Here is a 22,143-nt window from a genome sequence, read left to right as displayed (position 1 = left end):
CGATCAAAAGGTTCTCTAATGTTTAAAAATAAAACCCTTCTTATTACAGGCGGCACTGGCTCATTCGGCAACGCTGTACTAAAACGTTTTTTGGATACGGACATTGCTGAGATTCGTATCTTTAGTCGTGATGAAAAGAAACAAGAAGACATGCGTATAGCTTATGCCAATTCTAAATTAAAGTTTTACATTGGCGATGTCAGGGATTATTACAGTTTGCTTAGTGCTACACGCGGTGTGGATTACATTTATCATGCCGCTGCTCTTAAGCAAGTGCCATCATGTGAATTTCATCCTATGCAAGCGGTAAAGACTAATGTGCTTGGTACAGAAAATGTTTTAGAAGCTGCTATTCAAAATAAAGTAAAGCGTGTGGTTTGCTTAAGTACGGACAAAGCCGTTTATCCTATCAATGCGATGGGTATTTCCAAAGCCATGATGGAAAAAGTAATGGTGGCCAAATCGCGCAACTTAGAAGGTTTAGATACGGTGATTTGTGGTACGCGCTATGGCAACGTAATGGCGTCTCGTGGTTCAGTAATTCCGCTATTTGTTGATCAGATATTGAAGGGTAAACCTTTAACCATTACTGATCCTAATATGACGCGTTTTATGATGACGTTAGAGGATGCGGTAGACTTGGTGTTATACGCTTTTGAGCACGGTAAGAATGGCGATATTTTCGTACAAAAAGCACCTGCTGCTACTATCGAAGTGCTCGCCAAAGCTTTAAAAGAGCTGATGAACTTTAATGAGCATCCTATTGTCATTATGGGTACACGCCATGGTGAAAAGGCGTATGAAGCCCTTTTAAGCCGCGAAGAAATGGCAGTCGCTATCGATCAGGGATATTATTATCGAGTACCAGCAGACCAACGTGACCTTAACTATGGCAAATATGTCGAAGAAGGTGATCTGCATATAACTGAGATTGAGGATTACAATTCCCATAATACAGAGCGCTTAGATGTAGAAGGTATGAAGCAGCTGCTCCTTAAGCTGGAATTTATCCGTGCTTTGACCGAAGGCAGACATGTTGATCCGGAGGCATAATTGTGGATATTTTAGTGACTGGCTCTAATGGTTTTATTGCTAAAAACCTTATTCAGTTTTTATCCGAACAAAACGATATTAATACCTTGTGTTTTAACCGTAACTCTAGTGAAGATGAGTTAAAAGATACGGTTATTAAAGCAGATTGGATCATACATTTAGCGGGGGTGAATCGTCCATTAAATGAGCAAGAGTTTGTAGAGGGCAATATTACCTTAACGCAAAAAATTGCTGATTTGCTAATAGAGCATAATAAACAGACTCCGATCATCTTATCTTCATCCATTCAAGCCGAGCAAGACAATGCTTATGGTCAAAGTAAACTCGGCGGAGAACAGGTATTAATTGATTTAAATAAGAGTCAAGGTAATCCGGTATATATTTGTCGTTTGGCTAATGTATTTGGTAAATGGTCACGCCCTAACTATAACTCGGCGGTAGCAACTTTTTGTCATAATATTGCTAATGATTTACCCATTAAAATTAATAATCCTGATGCGGTTATTCGCTTAGTCTATATAGACGATGTGGTAGAAACATTTTGGAAGATGATTGAAGGTAACTATTCACCAGAGCAATACTTTGTCATTGAGCCAGAGTATCAAATTACCGTTGGTGACTTAGCGGATACTTTGCGAGAGTTTAAACAATCGCGTGAAACTATGATAACGCTACCAGTAGGTACTGGTTTAACCCGTGCTCTATATTCTACTTATTTAAGTTTTTTGCAGCCCAGTCAATTTGACTATATGGTAACTAGGCATGGTGATGAGCGCGGTGTCTTTGTAGAGATGCTTAAAACACCGGATGCTGGTCAGTTCTCCTATTTTACTGCTCATCCAGGCATAACTCGCGGTGGACATTATCATCATAGTAAGACGGAAAAATTTTTAGTCATTAAAGGTAATGCATTATTTAAATTTAAGCATATCGTTACTGGCGAATATTATGATTTAACAACAAACGGTGGTGAAGCAAGAATTGTCGAAACTGTACCAGGTTGGACTCATGATATTACTAATATAGGTGAGGATGAAATGATCGTTATGCTGTGGGCGAACGAGATTTTTGACCGTGAAAAGCCTGATACTTATGGCATGCCAATAACAGAATAAGAGTTGTATTATGAATAAGCTAAAGTTAATGACTGTCGTAGGGACGCGTCCAGAAATTATAAGACTGTCTAGAGTCATGCAAGCATGTGATAAGTATTTTGACCATGTTATCGTACATACTGGTCAAAACTACGACTATGAGCTAAATGAGATTTTCTTTACTGATTTAGGGATTCGTAAGCCTGATCACTTTTTAAATGCAGCGGGCACCACAGGTGCTGAAACTATCGGCAATGTCATTATTGGCGTTGATAAAGTTCTAGATGAAGTACAGCCAGAAGCGTTGTTGGTTCTTGGTGATACCAATAGCTGTATGGCCGTTATTCCTGCCAAACGTCGCAAGATTCCTACTTTCCATATGGAAGCAGGCAATCGCTGTTTTGATATGCGTGTACCAGAGGAGATTAATCGTCGTATCGTCGATCATACAGCCGATGTCAATTTAACTTATAGTACGATTGCTCGTGACTATCTGCTCGCAGAAGGATTACCTGCAGACCTAGTCATTAAGACTGGCAGTCCTATGTATGAAGTGTTAAATCATTATAATGCTCAAATTAAAGAGTCAGATATATTAGAACGTTTACATCTAACAGAGCATCAATACTTTATTGTTAGTGCGCATCGTGAAGAAAATATCAATTCGGATCAGAATTTTTTAGATTTAGTTGATATGCTTAATGCTGTGGCAGAAAAATATCAATTTCCAGTTATCGTGTCCACGCATCCGCGCACACGTAATCGTATCGAAGCGCTAAATATTAAGTTTCATCCTTTAGTTCAATTACTCAAACCACTAGGATTTAGTGATTATAATAAATTGCAGTTATCAGCTAAGGCCGCATTGTCAGACAGTGGAACGATTAACGAAGAATCTTCTATCCTAAACTTCCCTGCACTAAACTTACGCCAAGCCCACGAGCGTCCTGAAGGAATGGAAGAAGCTACTGTGATGATGGTAGGGCTCAAGGCTGAACGTGCATTACAAGCATTAGATATTTTAGAGCATCAGTCGCGTGGTGAAGGACGTTCATTGCGCTTAGTTTCTGACTATAGCATGCCCAATGTGAGTGAAAAGGTAGTGCGGATTATCTTAAGTTATACTGATTATGTTAATCGTGTGGTTTGGAAGAAGTATTAGGGGTTCTTATGTCTAGAAGACTATTTTTAATTACCGAGTTTTACGACTCCTCTCAAAATACGACAGGCTATCTATTTAGTAAGTTGTATAGTTTTCTTAACAGTCAAGATGATATCGATTTGACATTAATTGCTAAAAGAGATGCCCAAATAACTAATCAACCTAAAGCCTTATATGTTAGAGGAATAGAGTTCGATAAGAAAAGCATAGTAAGTAGAGCATCTTATGAGCTATTTATGGGGCTTAGTTTTCTTAAAAACTGCGCTCAACATATTAAAAAAGATGACATAGTATTTACTGGTACAACTCCTATTTTACTACTTATTATAATCCACCTTTTAAAAAAGGTAATAGGATTTAAATGGGTGCTTCTGGTTCATGATGTCTTTCCCGAAAACCTAGTCGCAGCAAAAATAATCAAACAACATAATTTTGGATATAAATTATTAAAGCGTGTTTTTGATAATGTTTATGCCAGTGCTGATGATATTATTGTTATTGGTAGAGATATGAAGAATCTAGTTTATGATAAAACCAATCATAATAAGATCACTGTCATACCTAGCTGGATTGATGAAGAAGATATTACGTTACAGTCGAAGAGTGATAACTCTATTTTAACTGATCTAGGTTGGCAAGGTGATCAAAAAGTAGTATTTCAGTTTTTTGGTAATCTTGGAAGAGTGCAAGGTATATCAAATTTAATGAAAGCGATTAAGCTAATGAAAAGGGCAGAGGATGCTCAATTTATTTTTATTGGAGATGGTGTGTATGTCGATGAGCTTAAGTCGTTGATTGGCGAGTCAAATAACCAAAATCTTATATATTATGGTTCTGTTTCTCAGGAGAATAAGTCTATAGGCTTAAATGCTTGTGATATTTCTATTGTTACTTTGGCAGATGGTATGCTTGGCCTAGGGGTGCCGAGTAAAGCTTACTATTCTATGGCAGCGGACAAACTGATATTCACAATCATGGATAAGAATTCTGAAACTTATCAGATGGTAGAAGAAAATAATATAGGGTGGGTGGTAGAAAGTAGTAACATTGAAGAAATAGCTAAAATGTTAGATAAAGCAGTCAGTGATATTCGAACCCAAAAATACAACTCTCCAAGAAAAACTTTAATAGATAAGTTTTCCTCTGAGGTTGCAATGAATAATATTCTAGATATCATTCGCACACTTTAAAGTTGTTTTAATGAAACGATGGTATATAAATATAGTTAAGGGTAATCCATGAATATCTTAGTAACAGGTGCTAACGGTTTTGTAGGTCACTCATTAGTTAATAGCTTGATGGATACTAAGCACAGCGTCATAGCTGGTGTTCGTAAAATTCCTTTAAAGAAGCTTAACTGTGAATACAGGATCATAAACAATCTTGAGGATAAGCCACTATCGACTGATATTTTTAAAGATATCGATGTTGTCATTCACACGGCTGCTCGTGTGCATGTAATGGATGATAAGTCTGCTGACCCTCTTACTGAATTTCGTAAGCTGAATGTAGAAGGGACTTTGAATCTAGCTCGCCAAGCGGTTGAGGTAGGTGTAAAGCGTTTTATATTTATCAGCTCGATTAAGGTAAATGGCGAAGGAACAGAGCTTGGCAAACCCTATACTGAACATTCTAAACCTAATCCTATCGATCCTTACGGTATTTCTAAATATGAAGCTGAGCAAGGTTTATTAAAAATAGCTGAAACAACACCGTTAGAAGTAGTGATTATTCGCCCTACTTTAGTATATGGTGAAAATGTAAAAGGTAACTTTCATTCTTTAATGAAATGGACTTACAAAGGTATCCCTCTACCAATAGGTGGAATTAAGCATAACTTGCGTAGCTTAGTATCAGTAGACAACTTGGTCGATTTTATTATCACTTGTATCGAGCATAAAGATGCTAAAAATGAAGTGTTTTTGATATCTGACGATGATGATATATCTACCGCTGGTTTGTTAGAAGAGATATCGAAAGGTTTGGGTGTCAAAAATAAAGCGGTAAATATACCTGCTAAATTTATTAACACGGCAGCGGGTGCACTTGGAAAGTCCGGTGTGGCCCAAAGATTATCAGGATCTTTACAAGTTAGTGTTGATAAAGCTAAAAATTTATTAGATTGGCAGCCTAAATATTCTACTAGTGAGTCAATTCGAAAAACAGCCGAATTTTATAAGTTAAACTTAACAGCTCCCCAGTCTATGCCTTTGCAAAGACCTCTGGATATTATATTTTCAGCGACAGGCTTAATAGCTGCTTCACCGCTATTAATTGGGGTAGCCGTTATTGGTTATTTAGATACAGGTTCACCGTTGTTCATTCAAGAACGGGTAGGTAAAGATCAAAAACCATTTAAACTGGTTAAATTTCGTACTATGAAGGTAGATACAGCTTCTGTGGCTAGTCACTTAGCTGATAACAGTTCAATCACTAAACTGGGCAAAGTATTACGTAAAACTAAACTCGATGAATTGCCACAATTGATTAATGTGTTAAAAGGTGAGATGAGCTTAGTAGGTCCAAGACCTAATCTTTTTAATCAAAATGACCTTATCGAAGCTAGAGAAGATATGGGTGTTTATAACGTATTACCTGGTATCACTGGTTTAGCTCAGTTAAGCGGTATTGATATGTCCACACCTGAACGCTTGGCAGAAAAAGATAAAGAAATGATTGATAATATGAGCCTTAAAAATTACTTTTCTTATGTTGTTAGAACTGCTTTAGGTAAAGGTAGTGGTGATGCAGTTAAATAAAATTCAATAAGTATCAGTCATTGGAAGCAATCTATTATGTATAAAAAGCTAAGCATTTTATTGGGTTTGAGTGTCTTATCCTCAGTGTCGGTGTTGGCATCTGCACAAAACCTATATATGAACGATCTAAAGCTTAAGGCAGATCTTGACTGGCTGAATACTCAAGGGGTCGCGCAGATTAGTACCAGTACTTGGCCACTGACAGCCAATGAGATCAAACGTGCTTTAAATACAGCTAATGCACAGACGCCAGCGCAGCAGCAGATCCTGCAGTCGGTACAAACGCGATTGAATCAAAACCGCGACTCAGTAGTAAAAGGGTCAGCAGCCCTGCATATACAAACCGATAGAAATCAGCTACCACAAAAATTTGCTGATTATCAACTTGCGGGTCAACAGGCAAGCGTTGGAGTATCGCTTAGCGAAGCGGAGTGGGAATTTAATTTACAAGCCAATTTAAAAAATGACAAACTGATCGATGACAGCTCAGATGTTAGCTTTGAGGGCTCATACCTTGCTGGTACTGCTGCCAATCAGTGGTTAATCGCGGGTAAAATTCCAACGTGGTGGGGACCTGGGCATGATGGTAGTCTTATTCGAGGTGATGCAAGCTTGCCGGTTGCGGGTTTTACCATGCAGCGCGATCAGCAAACTGTGCCGACATCCCCATATTTATCGTGGGTTGGACCTTGGCAGTATCAGTTATTTGCGGGTCAGCTAGAGAATTATGAAGCAATTCCTGATGCTAAGTTATTTGGCGCACGATTGAACGCTAGCCCATGGGAATGGTTAGAAGTGGGCGCTTCTCGTACCTTTATGTGGGGCGGTGAAGGCCGTCCACAGAGTTTTAGTTCTTTTACTGATGCTCTTTTAGGTACCAAAGATAATGAAGCGACTAATAGTATTGAGGCAGCCGATGATCCAGCCAATCAGCTAGGTGGTTTTGATGCGCGCTTAAGTTTAGCACCATTGATTAATGTACCTGCGGGAATTTATGCTCAATATGTGGGTGAAGATGAAGCAGGTGGTCTGCCCGCTAAAAATATGTATCTAGCCGGTGTTGATTATGCGTCTGCTGCTTATGGCAAACCTTATCAGCTTTATGCGGAGTATACAGATACTCGCTCTAGTGGTGAAGTTCGAGGTATTTCTTATGATCATGGTACTTATACCGATGGTTATTATCAGCAAGGCTTCCCATTAGGCTATGCGCTAGGCGGTGATGCGGAAAGTATCGCGCTTGGTGGTAGATTATGGCTAGACAATCGTAATTTTATTAATGCAAAACTACAGCATGCAAAAGTCAATCAAGCGAATGAAGCCATTAATCAAGCATTCCCAACGACTGATAAGTTGACTGGTATCGATGTGGCTTGGGAGCATCAATACAACCCCAAAGCGCTTATCTCTAGCCGAATTTGGGCCGTAGATTCAGATATCCAGTCGACTGATATCGGCGTAGGCGTAGGTATCGAGCTGCAGACTTATTAAATGCTTACTTAATCAATGCACGACAGTGCTTGAAAACAAAAAGTCGGTCTATTAATATTTAATAGATCGACTTTTTTATGGTCACGTTATTGTTTTTTTAATTATGGCTTTTTAATATAGTGAGTTCAATATAAAGGAGTATGCTTAGAATAGCATTATGCTGGGATAAATTTCTCTCGCTTGCTTTGCGCTTCGCACTCCAGAGGCTTCGTAAAATTTATCCCAGCAGTACGGTGTTCTTTTTAAATTGAATCGAATATAGGGTGCTAGGATTTTTTGGCTCAGGCAGGTACAATATGAGTATCAATCATACCTTGATCAAGGATAAGACAGGCATGCAAGCAATTGCGGCGCTGTCTTTACTTTTTTTATCGCACCCTCTATTGGAGTTACTATGTCAATTGCGTCTATTACGTCAACTGCCCAAGGATCTGCTACCGTTTTGGACGGTAAAGCACTTGCTAAACAAATAGAACAGCAACTGAGTAAGCGTGTAGACGCTATTAAAGCTAAGACAGGACGTACCCCAAGCCTAGCGACGATATTGGTCGGTGATGATCCTGCTTCTGCGACTTATGTACGTATGAAAGGCAATGCTTGTAAGCGTGTCGGTATGGATTCTATTCGGGTTGAAATGCCAAGTGCGACAACGACTGCAGAGCTGATGGCAAAAATAGACGAGCTGAATAGCAATCCAGATGTTCATGGTATTTTGCTGCAGCACCCAGTACCGGCTCATATCGATGAGCGTGCTTGTTTTGAGCAGATTGACTTGGCAAAAGACGTCGATGGTGTGACCTGTCTTGGCTTTGGTCGTATGGCAATGCAGCAGTCCGTTTATGGCTCATGTACCCCGCAAGGTATCATGCATTTACTAGAGCATCATAATATTGAGCTGGCTGGTAAAGAGGCAGTAGTGGTAGGTCGTAGTGCAATTTTAGGTAAACCAATGGCGATGATGCTATTAAATGCCAACTGTACAGTAACAATCTGCCATTCAAGAACGCAAGATTTAGAGTCTCATATTAAGCGTGCTGATATCGTGGTTGGGGCAGTGGGCGTGCCTGAATTGATTAAAGCAGAGTGGATTAAAGCAGGGGCTGTGGTTATCGATGCAGGTTTCCATCCGACTGATAATGGCGGTGTCGGTGATATCGAATTGCAAGGTGTAGAAAATATCGCTAGTGCTTATACGCCAGTACCAGGTGGCGTTGGCCCTATGACAATTAATACCCTTATTCGCCAGACCGTTGATGCGGCTGAAAAAGCTGCCGGTTTAGACAATAGTTAATCAGTTAATCAGTTAATCAGTTAATCAGTTAATCATAAGAGCACGTATTGCCGATAGATAAGGAGCCTGAGACTTCACAGTAGACAGCACAAAGACTCAGGCTAAATCAACCCCTTTACCGTTGATAGGATCTAACATGGCTAAACATAACGTGGGTATTCATGAGCGATTACAAGGTATTGGTAGAGAATTCGTCGATATCTCTCATTACATAATCTTATTTTTAATCAGTGTAGTGGTAGTTTGGACAGCGGGCAAAGAATTTTTTATTATCTTTCAAAAAGGTTCAGCAGATTTGAAAGACATCTTATTACTCTTTATTTATCTAGAGCTGTTAGCGATGATTGGGATCTATTTTAAGACTCATCGTTTGCCAGTGCAGTTCTTGATATTTATTGCGATTACGGCTTTATCGCGACATTTAGTCGTCGATGTACAGGCGGTATCAGATAATTTTCACTTATGGCTGTTAGCAACGATTTCCTTTGCCATTATGGTGCTGAGTGCGTCAATTGTTATATTGACTTGGACAGCTAAGATGTTTGGGCGACCAGAAGATTATTTGAAAGACCATCAAGTGACTAATACTGAGCATCACTTACCTTGTGTTGATAATAAGCAGTTTCTTAAATAATTATTTTCGATAAATACCATGAATAAAGGGATGATAGGTGTTGATGAGTTATTAACAATAATTAATATCTGTTAATAAAAAAAGGGCTGCCAATGGCAGCCTTTTTTTATCTAAAAAGCGAGTTTATAACCAGCCTAAGCGCTTAAAGTTAAGGTATAAAAAGCTACATAGTGAAATGATAACCGCCATAATGATAAAGTAAGAATATTGCCAGTGTAGCTCAGGCATAAAGTCGAAGTTCATCCCATAAATACCCGCAATCGCTGTCGGTACTGCCAAAATACCTGCCCAAGCCGCAAGCTTGCGAACCACCTCATTCTGTCCCATATTTACCATGGCAAGATAGGTGTTCATCACCACGCTGAGCATCTCGTTTAAACCATTGATGGCATCTAAAGAATGCAGTAAATGGTCATTCACATCTCGAAAGTAAGGCTTAGCAGCATGCGAAAATGGTGAGACTAAATCGCTTTTTTGATGGTTTATAAAAAAGCTACAGATATCCTGCACTGGTAAAATAACTGCACGCATATGCACCAATTGTGATTTTAATTCATATAGATTTCTAAGCGTTTCTTTATTAAATTCATAAGTAAAAATATTGCGCTCTTGCTCACGTAAATAGCTGCCTAAGCGGTCGGTCACTGGCATATAGTTATCGACGATAAAATCAATTACAGCGTGCAAGACAAATATAGGTCCCATACGCAGTTTTTCAGGGCGGCGATTGCAGTGCTCACGTACTGGCGCATAGGAGTTAGAAGGACCATTACGAATCGTAATCAGATAGTTCTTACCCATAAATATCGCGGTAGTACCGTAGCGGATGACATTACCTTCAAGCTTAGCAGTACGTAATACCACAAATATCGTATCGTTATCATAGCTTTCAACTTTGGCGCGCTGATGATCGGCAAAAGCATCTTCGATTGAAAGCTCGTGCAGATCAAAAGCTTCTTTTACCTCAGATATCGTTTGCAGGCTAGGCTCATAAAGACCTAACCAGATAAACTGACCACTATTGCTCAAGGCTCGACTGACATCCTTGAGCGCTATTTTGTTCAGCTGCTCACCGGTTTTACGGGAATAAGCATAACAATTGACCACTTCATTAGCACTGAGTGGCTCAATATCCTCATAGCGCTCAGAATCTGGATCATAGACGGTCATGGTTTCAATAGTGTCCTCAACCGTCGCATCAGAATCGCCATAGATATAGCTGTCATAATTGTCTAGATAGGAGTGCTGCTCGTCTATGATAGTGGCGTCAATAAGACTGACATTAGACTCAGGTGTGATACGCGTTGCCGTTTTGACAATCAGGTCATCATCTTGGTTCATACCTACTCCTTCTGTCTAATTATAAAAATAAATATAAAATAACTTCTGCAACTGATGCGGATTACAAGGCAAAGCGTTTTAGCGTATCAATATCGACCAAATTTAATAAGCTCTCATGACAAGCTTCAAGCTTAATTTGTGGTGCCATGCCTAAATCGAGTGCTTCAACCCAACGTAACGCACAAATACACCAGTAGTCACCTGGTTGCAGACCGGCGAAACCATACTCGGGCAATGGCGTAATTAAGTCGTTACCGCGACTGGCTGAAAAGTTTAAAAACTCGCTGGTCATTTTGGCGCAAACAGTATGTTGACCAACATCATGGTTGCCCGTATGACAAAAACCATTGCGATAATAACCGGTGAGCGGATCAAAACAACAGCTGGCTAGGGCAGTGCCAAGCACATTGGCTTGATTGGTAGCAGGATTTGGATGATAATCAGAGGACATAAGGCTTCCAAAATAAAAATATAGGCTAGTGTAACATGAGTGTACATCTAAGACGTTATTCAACGATAGGTGCAACAGATAGTTAGAGGAAATATTGCTTCGTTAACGCAATATTTTGTCTATAGAAATACGGTATTTATGATGATAAATCTGTCATAAAAAAGACAGTTTTTAAGGTTATTAGAATAAATTAGATGGCGATTGCCGTTAATTGTCACTAGGCGAAGCGTGGCTGCTATGCTAAACTAAAGCATAAAGTGCCTTGATTATTTATCATAGTTTTCTATCACATAAATTTTAGCGCATAAAGATACTCGTCTTATCATCCCAACTTATACTATTACTCACCCTTTTGCGGTTACCTAGTTTGCTTATCAATAATTGGGTCAGTGATGTTGCGCGTGAAAAATAAAAAACGCCTGATATCTATGCAATTGGAAATATAACCTTTAAGTACCGCATCTTTACCGCGCTTTTGGTAAGCGATACGCCAAACAAGGATTTATTGTGTCTGCCAGTCCTGATTCTGCAAAACCTGCCCTGCAAAATACCCTCAAGCAAGCGGCTATTCAGACCGCTGATACTACCGCCGCACCCAACCGTTTACCTTATTTAAGCAATCTTGCCAGCGATGTTGCCAACAGCTGGTTGCTGCCTGATGGGGTGGTCGATGTGTTGTTTGAAGACGCCCATAAGCAAGAAGTGCTTAGACATCAATTGATCCAGCAACTTATCAGCCATGGCTATCAGTTGGTCAATCCGCCAATGATTGAGTTTACTGAATCGCTACTGAGCGGAGCCTCAGAGGATCTAAAGCGTCAAACCTTTAAGATTATCGATCAGCTAACGGGTCGTTTGATGGGCATACGCGCGGATATCACGCCGCAGATTCTACGTATTGATGCACACCATGGCGGCGATGGCATCGCGCGTTATTGCTATGCAGGTGATGTGATTCATACTTTGCCATCGGGGCTTTTTGGCTCTCGTACACCGCTACAGCTCGGCGCTGAGATATTTGGTTGTAAGTCCATTGCAGCAGATATTGAGCTGATTGATGTTTTATTTAGCATGCTCAATAGCCTAGAGATGAGCGCAGCATTACACATTGATTTGGGTCATGTAGCGATATTTAAGCGCTTGGCAGAATTGGCGGTATTATCAGAAAGTGATACTGAGCAATTGATGCAGCTTTATGCCAACAAGAACTTGCCAGAGCTTAAGCAGGTTTGCCAAGCGCTACCGCTGGGTAGCGATTTTTATACCTTGGCGCGCTTTGGTCATGACATTGCAAATCTGCTTGGAAGATTGTCAGAGAATGCGCAGCAAGATACACAAATTGTCACAGCTATTGATGAGCTACAACGTCTAAAAGCGCACTTGCAAGTACAGTGGCAGTGTGCGGTCAGTATCGATGTGACCGAACTATCAGGCTATCATTATCATACGGGCATTGTGTTCAATGGTTATATCAATAGTGAAACTCAGCCGCTGGTACGTGGCGGGCGCTTTGATGGTATGAAAAGTAATCAATTAGCCACGAATCAGCCACGTCAAGCAACTGGCTTTAGTATGGATGTCAGCCGTTTGCTCGCGCATACTCAGCTTGATGCACCTGTTATTGTGCTAGTGGATTATGATGCTTTCAAGGATTTAGAAAATGAGCAGCTGCAGCTATTATTACAGCAAGTGGCAAGCTTACGTCAGCAGGGCTATCGCGTGACCATGCCATTAACGGCAAAAGATATGCCAGTGGGTATGACTCATCGTTTAAGCCTTGTCGATAACCAATGGCAGCTACACGCGGTTTAACTTTGAAAATATTTAACATTTATAAATGCTATAAAAAAAGCGTTTGCTATAAAAAGATATTTAGTGATTAAGTCGTTAGAAACATACTTTATTTAAAGTATCGTTTTTAGCATTACTTTCGTTTTGATAGGTAGTTTTAAACACTTATTGCACACACCTCAATATATTAAGGTAAGGATTTATCATGGGTAAGAATGTCGTAGTTTTAGGTAGCCAATGGGGCGATGAAGGTAAAGGTAAAATCGTCGATTTACTAACCGAAAAAGCCTCAGCAGTTGCACGCTTCCAAGGCGGACATAATGCTGGACATACGTTAGTTGTAGATGGTAAAACCACCGTCTTACACCTAATCCCATCTGGTATTTTGCGTGAAGGCGTTACCTGCTTTATTGGTAATGGCGTGGTATTAGCACCTGATGCACTACTTAAAGAGATGAAAGGTTTAGAAGACAATAACGTACCAGTACGTGAGCGCCTACGTATTTCTCCTAACTGCCCACTGATCATGCCATATCATGTTGCCCTTGATCAAGCGCGTGAAGCCAAGCGTGGTAGTGGTAAAATTGGTACGACTGGTCGTGGTATTGGACCAGCTTATGAAGATAAAGTTGCGCGCCGTGCCATCAAACTTGCTGATTTGTTCCGTGAGGACTTAGAAGAAAAACTACGTAACTTAATCGAATATCATAACTTCCAGCTGACTCAGTATTATAAAGTTGAAGCGATTGATTTTGATGAAACGCTTAAGCTTTGTAAAGAGTGGAAAGAAGAAATCAGAGGCATGGTGACTGATGTCACTGAAGATTTGAACCAATTGCGCCTTGCTGGCAAGAACCTAATGTTTGAAGGCGCGCAAGGTACATTACTTGATATCGACCACGGTACTTATCCGTTTGTGACCAGCTCAAGTGTAACCGCTGGTGGTGTATCTACAGGTACGGGTATCGGTCCATTATATTTAGATTATGTCCTTGGTATCACGAAAGCCTATACCACCCGTGTTGGTAGTGGTCCATTCCCAACTGAATTGTTTGATGATGTTGGTGCACATTTAGCCAAAGTCGGTCATGAATTTGGTGCGACTACTGGTCGCGCGCGTCGCTGTGGTTGGTTTGATGCTGAAGCATTACGCCGTGCAGTGGTACTTAACTCTATGTCAGGTATCTGCCTAACCAAGCTTGACGTATTAGATGGTCTAGAAGAATTACTAATCGGTGTGGGTTATAACTTACCTGAGACTGAGTGTGCAGGCGCGCATGATGCAGAGTTCTACGAAGCGGTAACGCCAAAGTACGAAACGCTACAAGGCTGGAGCGAATCAACGGTTGGTATCACTAACTACGATGAGCTGCCTGAAAATGCCAAAATATATATCAAACGTATCGAAGCATTGATTGGTTGCCCAGTTGATATCATCTCAACCGGTCCTGATCGTGAAGAGACTATCGTATTACGCGATCCGTATGACGTTTAATTGGTAAAAAAGTTACTTAGTAACAATAACCTCCATTGGCTAAATGCAATGGGGGTTTTTTTACGGCATTTTTTTAAAATATTGGCACTTCTTAATTACATAAAGTCGAGATAAACGCTTTCAAAAAGGGATAAGCTTATAGTGATAAAGTGTAGTGAGATTACTATCTCTATCAAATAGTATTTAATAAGTGAGCAAATAGCCTTGTAAAGGCAATAGGGTAAAAAGGATTTTTTTAGCCATCAATTAATAAGAGGGATCTGTTATGAAAATGAATATCGTTAATCATACTATTGGTAAAACGTCTTTAGCGATACTGACGTCAGCGGCTTTCATATTTCCTATGCTCTCTTGGGGCGCACAGAATTGTGATAAACCGGTTAATGACTTTGACGGATTGTACTGCTTAACCAAAGTATACTTGGAAGCAGATAAAGAGCTCAATAATTCTTATACCAAATTGAATAAATTCTTAAGTAGTACGCAAAAATCTAAACTCAAACGTAGGCAGTTAGCTTGGATGCGTGACCGTAATGATCAATGTAGCTATCATGATGAAGGTGGTTTTTATGTCAACATGGACTGTGCTACCCGTACCACTATCAAACGTGTAAACTTCTTAAATGAGCGGGCACGTGAATGTAGCGCTGGCAGTTGCCGCGACAGTCGCTTAGGAGAGTAATTAGCCAATTGTACGTTTGTAAAATCCTTTGCAATGTGACTAATATTGCCTCTATATAAAAAAGCTTCAAAATTATCCATTTTTACACATGGTAATTTTAAAGCTTTTTTAAACCTTGCTTTTCTGAGCAGTTAGAGTAATTAACCCTATCATTTACAGTCCTAATCATTATAATAGGCAGCAATCATTCGCTGAGCACTGTATTTTCGTATTGCGTATCCGTATTGGACATGCATAAATGAATTCGCTCAGCGCAGTGATCACAGACAACGTAAATTATTTAACTTCTCACTTATTTATTAGGAGCTTTTCATGGCTAACGAACGTACTTTATCTATCATCAAACCTGACGCAGTCGCTGGCAATAACATCGGCGCTATCTATGACCGTTTTGAAAAATCAGGTCTAAAAATTGTTGCTGCTAAAATGATGCAACTTGATGATAAAAAAGCGGGCGGTTTTTACGCTGAGCACGCTGAACGTCCATTTTATAACGACCTAGTGTCATTTATGACTTCAGGTCCAGTATTGGTGTCAGTATTAGAAGGCGAAAATGCGATCGCTAAGCATCGTGATATCATGGGCGCTACTAACCCAAAAGACGCCGCTGAAGGCACCATTCGTGCTGACTTCGCTAGCAGCATCGATGAAAACGCGGTTCATGGTTCAGATTCTGCTGAATCAGCTGCACGTGAAATCAGCTACTTCTTCAATGAAGAAGAAGTGTGTGCACGTACGCGTTAATAGCAGTTATTATTGATAGCCGCTTTTATGCATAATAGCTGTTATGCATAATAACAGTGCTAATTAATAATTAGTGTAGCGAAACGGCTTATATCTTTTGGTATAAGCCGTTTTAGCTATTATAATAGTCTCACTATGTGTTGAAATTTTAGTGTTGAAATTACAACTTTTCTCCCTCATTATTAGTTTTATATAGCGTTATCAATCCTTTATCAGCATATTGCTTTCAGTTTTTGGTAAAAAATGCGCTCATAACGGATTGCTCATGCACTCATATATTGAGTACGTCTAGCAACACCCATCTCAACAATTGCATCGCTCATACCAGTAGATGCAAAAAGGTTATTTATTATGTCAACTGCTCAAAGCCCTATTCAAACTGACGTCCAACATGTACCTGCTAAGACTACTAAGAGTATAAAATTAGTAGACGAGGCGCAGGCGAAAACCAATCTACTAGGTATGACACAAGCGCAACTGGCGGAATACTTTAAGAGTATTGGTGAAAAGCCGTTTCGCTCGACGCAGGTCATCAAGTGGATATATCAGCAGGGTGTCACTGACTTTGAGCAAATGACCAATCTAAGTAAATCTTTACGTGATAAATTGTCAGCCAATGCCTGCGTCATTCCGCCAAAAGTGATTCATCGTCAATACAGTGATGACGGCACGCGTAAATGGGTATTTGAAGTCACGGGTGGCTCGTTGGTCGAGACCGTACTAATTCCCGCAGATGACAGCAAATTAAACGGTCGTAAAACCTTGTGTGTCTCCTCGCAAGTCGGCTGCGCGCTGGACTGTAGCTTTTGTAGTACGGGTAAGCAGGGCTTTGAGCGCGATTTGACGGCGGCTGAGATTCTTGGACAATTATGGGTGGCAAATGCTTCTTATATGACTGATGAAAATGATAGTTTAGAAAATGTTGATCATAGTTTATGGGAAAACAACGTTACCAACGTCGTCATGATGGGCATGGGGGAGCCGTTACTAAACTATCGTCCTGTTGTCAGCTCGATGGAATTGATGCTCAGTGACCATGCTTATGGTTTATCAAAGCGCCGTGTCACTCTATCCACCTCAGGTGTGGTACCAAAGATGTATGAGTTGGCACAGGAGCTTGACGTGGCTTTAGCAATTTCATTACATGCACCAAATGACGAGTTGCGTAATGAATTAGTGCCGATTAATAAAAAATATCCATTAGAGCAGTTAATGGCAGCGGCGAAAAATTACGTTTTTGACGTGAACCCGCGCCACAAGAAACACGTGACCATTGAATATGTGATGCTAGATGGTGTCAATGATAGTAATGAGCATGCTGAGCAATTGGTCGCATTGTTGGGTGATTTACCAAGTAAGATTAACCTGATACCGTTTAACCCGTTCCCTCATGCAAATTACGATAAGTCGAGTAATAATCGTATTCATGCTTTTAGTAATATATTAAGTGAAGCTGGTTTTGTTTGTACCATTCGTCAAACGCGCGGCGATGATATTGACGCCGCTTGTGGGCAATTGGTAGGGCAAGTCGCTGACAGAACGCGTCGCTCAGCCGCTTGGCAGCAAAGTATTAAAGACCGCGAAAATATCTGATGAGATAGTGAGACTGACTGCGCAATTTTTTTCTGGAATATAGATGTTGAGCTGTCTTTTTTGCATCAAAACGGTAATAAAATGTAGTCGCCAATGCTGACGCTAAGGGAACAAGACAATTAATGACAACTAAATTGTACTTATGGAGGCTAAATCTATTAAACTGATGCCTCGATGATCGAACGCATTAATTCAGCGCATTGAATCACAGTTTTATGATGGCGGCTATAATGACTTCTAAAAATTCTTGTCAGTTCAAGTATCAAACATCTCTTTCTCATGCAGCGAGGCAGTTGGGCGCTACAGTTTTTGTTAGAAAAAGCGCTCATCGTGTATTGCTTGCTGGCACGCTAAGCGCTTTATTGATTTCTGGTTGTCAAAGCACGCCAACTAACGATCTAATAACGGGCACGCCTTATCAAACCTCAACGCAACCCAATGACAATCGCAAATTGGATCAGCAAGAAATTGCTCGCGTTCGAACGACACTTGCTGCACAATATATCCGCAAAAACGAGCTTGATGCTGCCCAAAGACAGCTCGAAAAAGCCTTTGCTGCCGATAGCCGTCATGCACCCGCCTATGATATGATGGGCGTTTTGTTGCAGCAAGAAGGCAGCCGTCTTAATCTTGAAAAAGCGGATCAATACTTTAAAAAAGCCATTGCGCTCGATAAAGATTTTGATCAAGCTCACAATAATTATGGCGTGTATTTATCGCAAATGAAGCGTTATAAAGAGGCAGCTGAGCAGTTTGAAATCGCTGGTGCTGCCCTTGGTTACGAAGGTCGTATTGGGGCGTTAGAGAACTTAGGTCGTACCTACCTTCAGCTCAATGACCATCCTGCAGCGGCAAAGGCTTTTTTACGTGCTCTAGATGGCAATCGAAATAGTATCATTGCCCATATTGAACTGGTTGATTTATTACTTGAGCAGCAGCGTATTGAGCAAGCACAAAGGCTCTATGATGAGACATTGATGCTGGTGCAAGGGCAGGGCACTAGTCCGCGCTTGCTCCTACAAGGTATCAAATTGGCGGCAGCACAAAAAAACATCAAGACACGCCAACAATTGGCACAGCAACTTTTATCTGCTTATCCATTAAGTGATGAAGCAAAACAACTAAAGACTTGGCTTAACAATCCAGAGGCACCATGGAAATGACCACCCCATCATCAAACACAAACTTTAACGCTCAGGGATCATTTGGTGCCATGTTGCAGCAAGCTCGCAAAGCTAAGCAAGTAAGCTTGGACGACGCGGCAAATGAATTGTTTATTTTAAAACGTCACCTGCAAGCGTTAGAAAATGAAGATTTCGCAGATTTACCGCAAGTGGCGTTTGCGCGCGGTTTTGCGATCAACTATGCCAAATATTTGGGTCTCGACCCAGTCAGAATAGCCAGTAGCTTTGATGCCGCTTACCCAAATGAACTGAAATCGCGTTTGGCTAATAATACTCAGTCGCCATTGCAGCCTATGGGTACGCTACAGCGCGATACACACAATCGTATTCGCTTTAATCCGCTACTAATTATCGCAGTGATCGGTGTCATTATTTTAGCGATTTTCCTATTCCGTATGGTTAGTAATGCCAGCAAGGAAAATACCGAGCAGCCTATATCTAGCTCTGAAGATATCTCAGCAGTAGAACAAGCACAAGGCGCAGCTATTAATACCGATGTTACAGGTGTTAGCGCTTCAGGTTCAGCACTAAACTTGGGCGGTGGCGACGTTGCTCCTGCCACTTTGGATGTTAAGCTGACGGATGCTGCTGTCGTCACTATTACGGATGCTACTGGTAGCAGCTTGATCGCGGGCTCGCAGAATGCGGGTAATTATCAGTTATCAGGTATGCCACCTTTTAACGTACAGATTGATAATATTAATAACGTGCGTTTAATGCTCAATCAGCAATCTGTCGCTTTAAACAGCTATGCAAATGGTAGCCAAGCCAGTTTTGAATTGGCACCTTAATTTATTGATTGGTTCAGTTTTTAAAGTAAATATTATTACCTTGGTTTTATTGTTATTCTCGTTTTTACTGCTTTCATGAAAGGGTTTGTCTATGTCAACGTCAGCGCCTATTAACCGTCGTCTTACGAAGAAAATATATGTCGGTGATGTCGCGATTGGTGGTGATGCGCCGATTAGTGTGCAAAGTATGACCAATACCGATACCTGCGATGTGGCAGCGACTGTTGCCCAAATTGAGCGCTGTGTTGAAGCAGGCGCTGATTTGATGCGAGTTTCTACTCCCACGATGGATACCGTTAAAGCGTTTGGTGAAATTCGCAAGTTGGTCAGCGTACCCTTGATAGCAGATGTGCATTTTGACCACAAAATTGCTTTAGCCGTTGCGGCAGCGGGTGCAGATTGTTTACGTATTAACCCAGGCAATATCGGTAGTGACGCTAAAGTACGCGAAGTAGTCGCCTGTGCCAAGCATTACAATATTCCTATTCGTATCGGTGTTAATGCTGGCTCTTTAGAAAAAGACATTCAGCGTAAGTATAAAGAGCCAAATGGCGCAGCGATGCTCGAATCGGCAATGCGTCATATTGATATATTAGAACGTCTTAATTTTGATCAATATAAAGTATCGGTTAAAGCCAGCAACGTATTTTTGACCATGGATGCCTATCGTTTGATTTCAGCACAAATTGATAATCCTCTGCATTTAGGTGTGACTGAAGCTGGTGTTTATCGTACTGGTTCAGTCAAATCTGCTATCGCGCTGGGTGGTTTATTATTAGACGGTATCGGTGATACGATACGTATCTCCTTAGCTGCAGAGCCAGAAGAAGAAATTAAGATTGGCTTTGATATCTTAAAATCGCTCAATATTCGCTCTAATGGTGTCAATTTCATTGCTTGTCCAAGCTGCTCACGTCAAGAGTTCGACGTGATTAGAGTGATGACCGCGTTAGAGTCGCGTTTAGAGGATATTCGTGAACCAATGAACTTATCGGTGATTGGCTGTAAGGTAAATGGTCCAGGTGAAGCGAAGGAAGCTGATATCGGTATTGTTGGCGCCGCACCAAAGTCTCTGGTCTACCGTATGGGCGAAAAAAGTCATCTGATTGATACAGATAATCTGGTTGATGAGATAGAAGGTATGGTACGCGCCCATGCAGAAGAATTGGCAAAAAAACGCGAAAACGAGATTATACGTGTTAGATAATAAAGCGTTTTATTAATAAAAATTATAGAGCTGTTTGTTAAAAATTAAAGGACATAACCGTACCATGATTAAAGCGATTAAAGGGTTTAATGATATTTTGCCTGCACAGTCTGCAAAATGGCTGTATCTAGAGTCTATATTGGCTAATGTGCTAGGCAGATACGGTTATGAGCATATTCGCTTGCCTATTGTTGAGCAAACCGATTTGTTTGCTCGCGCGATCGGCGGTGCTACGGATATCGTTGAAAAAGAGATGTATAGCTTTACCGATAAATCTGATCCACCAACGCCGCTTACCTTGCGTCCTGAAGGTACGGCAGGGGCAGTACGAGCGGTAAATGAGCACAATCTACTACGCGGTGATACGCCTAAGCTTTGGTATATTGGTCCAATGTTCCGCTATGAACGCCCACAAAAGGGTCGCTATCGTCAATTTCATCAAATAGGTGTTGAAAGCTTTGGTAGTGCCTTACCAGACGCTGATGCCGAGCTGATTGCGATGACTCATTTGATGTGGCAAGAGCTGGGTCTAAAAGATGAGATGCGTTTGCAACTAAATAGTCTGGGCGAAATTGATGAGCGTCATGCTTATCGTGAAGCGTTGGTCACCTATCTGACCGATAAGCAAGAGCAGTTAGATGAGGATAGTAAGCGTCGCCTGACGACCAATCCGCTACGTATTTTAGACAGCAAAGAAGCCAGCACCCAAGCCCTATTGGTAGATGCGCCTAAGCTTGCTGACTTTTTAGGTGAAGAAAGCGTGGCGCATTTTGAGCAAGTACAAGCTTATTTAACGGAGCTTGGTATCAACTTTGAAATCAACCCGCATCTGGTGCGTGGTCTTGATTACTATAATAAAACTGTTTTTGAGTGGGTTACTGACAAGCTTGGTAGCCAAGCGACTGTCTGTGCTGGCGGTCGTTATGATGGCTTGGTTGGGCAGCTAAAATCTGCTGATAACCGTGATGGTAAAGGCGATAATAAACCGGTTAAATCTGAACCTGCAGTTGGTTTTGCCATGGGGCTTGAGCGTTTATTGCTTCTTATGGAAGTTGTCGCGCCTATTGCTGATATGCCTGCTTGTGATGTATTTGTGGTCGCCCATCCTGAGGTTTATAGTGCGGGTATTAGTTATGCTCAAAACCTGCGTTATAGCCGTCCAGATTTGCGCGTCAAAATGGCAAGTGCCACCAGCTTAAAAGCACAAATGAAAAAGGCGGATAAGTCAGGTGCTGCACTGACCATTATTATCGCCCAGCAAGAGCTGGATGATAAAACCATTAGCATCAAAGATATGCAAACTGGCGAACAAAAAACAGCAGCGCAAGATTGGCTGTCGGATAAAGATAACTTTTCTCGCCATAAATAGTAGTGAGCGTA

The 22,143-nt window shown here is 40.9% G+C and carries 19 protein-coding genes; 17 read left to right on the top strand and 2 right to left on the bottom strand.

Features of this window, described 5'->3' with window-relative positions; translation table 11 throughout:
• The first annotated feature begins 18 nt into the window (after positions 1-18).
• From FQ082_RS10175 to FQ082_RS10140, 8 genes are all read left to right on the top strand, one after another.
• On the top strand, positions 19-1,053 hold the full coding sequence (locus FQ082_RS10175) for a polysaccharide biosynthesis protein (RefSeq protein ID WP_149493006.1): 1,035 nt from the start codon (positions 19-21) through the stop codon (positions 1,051-1,053).
• A 2-nt stretch (positions 1,054-1,055) separates the two neighbouring features.
• Positions 1,056-2,168, top strand: a complete 1,113-nt coding sequence (gene wbjC, locus FQ082_RS10170; RefSeq protein ID WP_149493005.1) for a UDP-2-acetamido-2,6-beta-L-arabino-hexul-4-ose reductase — start codon at positions 1,056-1,058, stop codon at positions 2,166-2,168.
• Positions 2,169-2,178: 10 nt separating this feature from the next.
• Complete coding sequence (gene wecB, locus FQ082_RS10165; RefSeq protein ID WP_149493004.1) at positions 2,179-3,309, top strand: non-hydrolyzing UDP-N-acetylglucosamine 2-epimerase; 1,131 nt, start codon at positions 2,179-2,181, stop codon at positions 3,307-3,309.
• A gap of 8 nt (positions 3,310-3,317) precedes the next feature.
• Positions 3,318-4,499, top strand: coding sequence for a glycosyltransferase family 4 protein (locus FQ082_RS10160; RefSeq protein ID WP_149493003.1), 1,182 nt, complete (start codon positions 3,318-3,320; stop codon positions 4,497-4,499).
• A gap of 48 nt (positions 4,500-4,547) precedes the next feature.
• Positions 4,548-6,068, top strand: coding sequence for a hybrid nucleoside-diphosphate sugar epimerase/sugar transferase (locus FQ082_RS10155; protein ID WP_149493002.1), 1,521 nt, complete (start codon positions 4,548-4,550; stop codon positions 6,066-6,068).
• 36 nt (positions 6,069-6,104) lie between these two features.
• The gene (locus FQ082_RS10150; protein ID WP_149493001.1) at positions 6,105-7,559 is read left to right on the top strand and encodes a capsule assembly Wzi family protein; all 1,455 of its coding nucleotides are present in this window, start codon (positions 6,105-6,107) and stop codon (positions 7,557-7,559) included.
• A 394-nt stretch (positions 7,560-7,953) separates the two neighbouring features.
• On the top strand, positions 7,954-8,850 hold the full coding sequence (gene folD / locus FQ082_RS10145; protein ID WP_149493000.1) for a bifunctional methylenetetrahydrofolate dehydrogenase/methenyltetrahydrofolate cyclohydrolase FolD: 897 nt from the start codon (positions 7,954-7,956) through the stop codon (positions 8,848-8,850).
• A gap of 136 nt (positions 8,851-8,986) precedes the next feature.
• A complete protein-coding gene (locus tag FQ082_RS10140) occupies positions 8,987-9,484 on the top strand; it encodes a phosphate-starvation-inducible PsiE family protein (RefSeq protein ID WP_149492999.1) in 498 nt (165 codons plus the stop codon).
• A gap of 123 nt (positions 9,485-9,607) precedes the next feature.
• Here FQ082_RS10140 and corA read toward each other — a convergent pair whose 3' ends face one another.
• The gene (gene corA, locus FQ082_RS10135; RefSeq protein WP_149492998.1) at positions 9,608-10,825 is read right to left on the bottom strand and encodes a magnesium/cobalt transporter CorA; all 1,218 of its coding nucleotides are present in this window, start codon (positions 10,823-10,825) and stop codon (positions 9,608-9,610) included.
• 61 nt (positions 10,826-10,886) lie between these two features.
• The gene (locus FQ082_RS10130; RefSeq protein WP_149492997.1) at positions 10,887-11,276 is read right to left on the bottom strand and encodes a DUF2237 family protein; all 390 of its coding nucleotides are present in this window, start codon (positions 11,274-11,276) and stop codon (positions 10,887-10,889) included.
• Between the two features lie 507 nt (positions 11,277-11,783).
• Here FQ082_RS10130 and FQ082_RS10125 point away from each other — a divergent pair.
• From FQ082_RS10125 to hisS, 9 genes are all read left to right on the top strand, one after another.
• The gene (locus tag FQ082_RS10125) at positions 11,784-13,088 is read left to right on the top strand and encodes an ATP phosphoribosyltransferase regulatory subunit (RefSeq protein ID WP_149492996.1); all 1,305 of its coding nucleotides are present in this window, start codon (positions 11,784-11,786) and stop codon (positions 13,086-13,088) included.
• A gap of 184 nt (positions 13,089-13,272) precedes the next feature.
• Complete coding sequence (locus FQ082_RS10120) at positions 13,273-14,562, top strand: adenylosuccinate synthase (protein ID WP_149492995.1); 1,290 nt, start codon at positions 13,273-13,275, stop codon at positions 14,560-14,562.
• 265 nt (positions 14,563-14,827) lie between these two features.
• Positions 14,828-15,244 (top strand): lysozyme inhibitor LprI family protein, encoded by a 417-nt coding sequence (locus FQ082_RS10115; RefSeq protein WP_149492994.1) that lies wholly within the window; start codon positions 14,828-14,830, stop codon positions 15,242-15,244.
• A 312-nt stretch (positions 15,245-15,556) separates the two neighbouring features.
• The gene (gene ndk, locus FQ082_RS10110) at positions 15,557-15,988 is read left to right on the top strand and encodes a nucleoside-diphosphate kinase (protein ID WP_055124481.1); all 432 of its coding nucleotides are present in this window, start codon (positions 15,557-15,559) and stop codon (positions 15,986-15,988) included.
• Positions 15,989-16,339: 351 nt separating this feature from the next.
• Positions 16,340-17,581: a 23S rRNA (adenine(2503)-C(2))-methyltransferase RlmN gene (rlmN, locus tag FQ082_RS10105; protein ID WP_262498200.1), complete on the top strand. Its 1,242-nt coding sequence runs from the start codon at positions 16,340-16,342 to the stop codon at positions 17,579-17,581.
• 230 nt (positions 17,582-17,811) lie between these two features.
• Positions 17,812-18,744, top strand: coding sequence for a type IV pilus biogenesis/stability protein PilW (gene pilW, locus FQ082_RS10100; RefSeq protein ID WP_262498199.1), 933 nt, complete (start codon positions 17,812-17,814; stop codon positions 18,742-18,744).
• Positions 18,741-19,556, top strand: a complete 816-nt coding sequence (locus FQ082_RS10095) for a helix-turn-helix domain-containing protein (RefSeq protein WP_149493065.1) — start codon at positions 18,741-18,743, stop codon at positions 19,554-19,556. The genes pilW and FQ082_RS10095 overlap by 4 nt, the downstream gene beginning before the upstream one ends.
• 91 nt (positions 19,557-19,647) lie before the next feature.
• On the top strand, positions 19,648-20,763 hold the full coding sequence (gene ispG, locus FQ082_RS10090) for a flavodoxin-dependent (E)-4-hydroxy-3-methylbut-2-enyl-diphosphate synthase (protein ID WP_011279968.1): 1,116 nt from the start codon (positions 19,648-19,650) through the stop codon (positions 20,761-20,763).
• A gap of 64 nt (positions 20,764-20,827) precedes the next feature.
• Positions 20,828-22,132 carry a histidine--tRNA ligase gene (hisS, locus tag FQ082_RS10085; RefSeq protein WP_149492992.1) on the top strand — a complete coding sequence of 435 codons (1,305 nt, stop codon included), beginning with the start codon at positions 20,828-20,830 and terminating at the stop codon, positions 22,130-22,132.
• Positions 22,133-22,143 lie beyond the last annotated feature (11 nt).

Origin of the sequence: Psychrobacter sp. ANT_H56B, from assembly GCF_008369245.1 — a bacterium.
Taxonomy (GTDB): Bacteria; Pseudomonadota; Gammaproteobacteria; order Pseudomonadales; family Moraxellaceae; genus Psychrobacter; species Psychrobacter cryohalolentis.
This window is presented reverse-complemented; position numbering and strand designations above follow the sequence as displayed.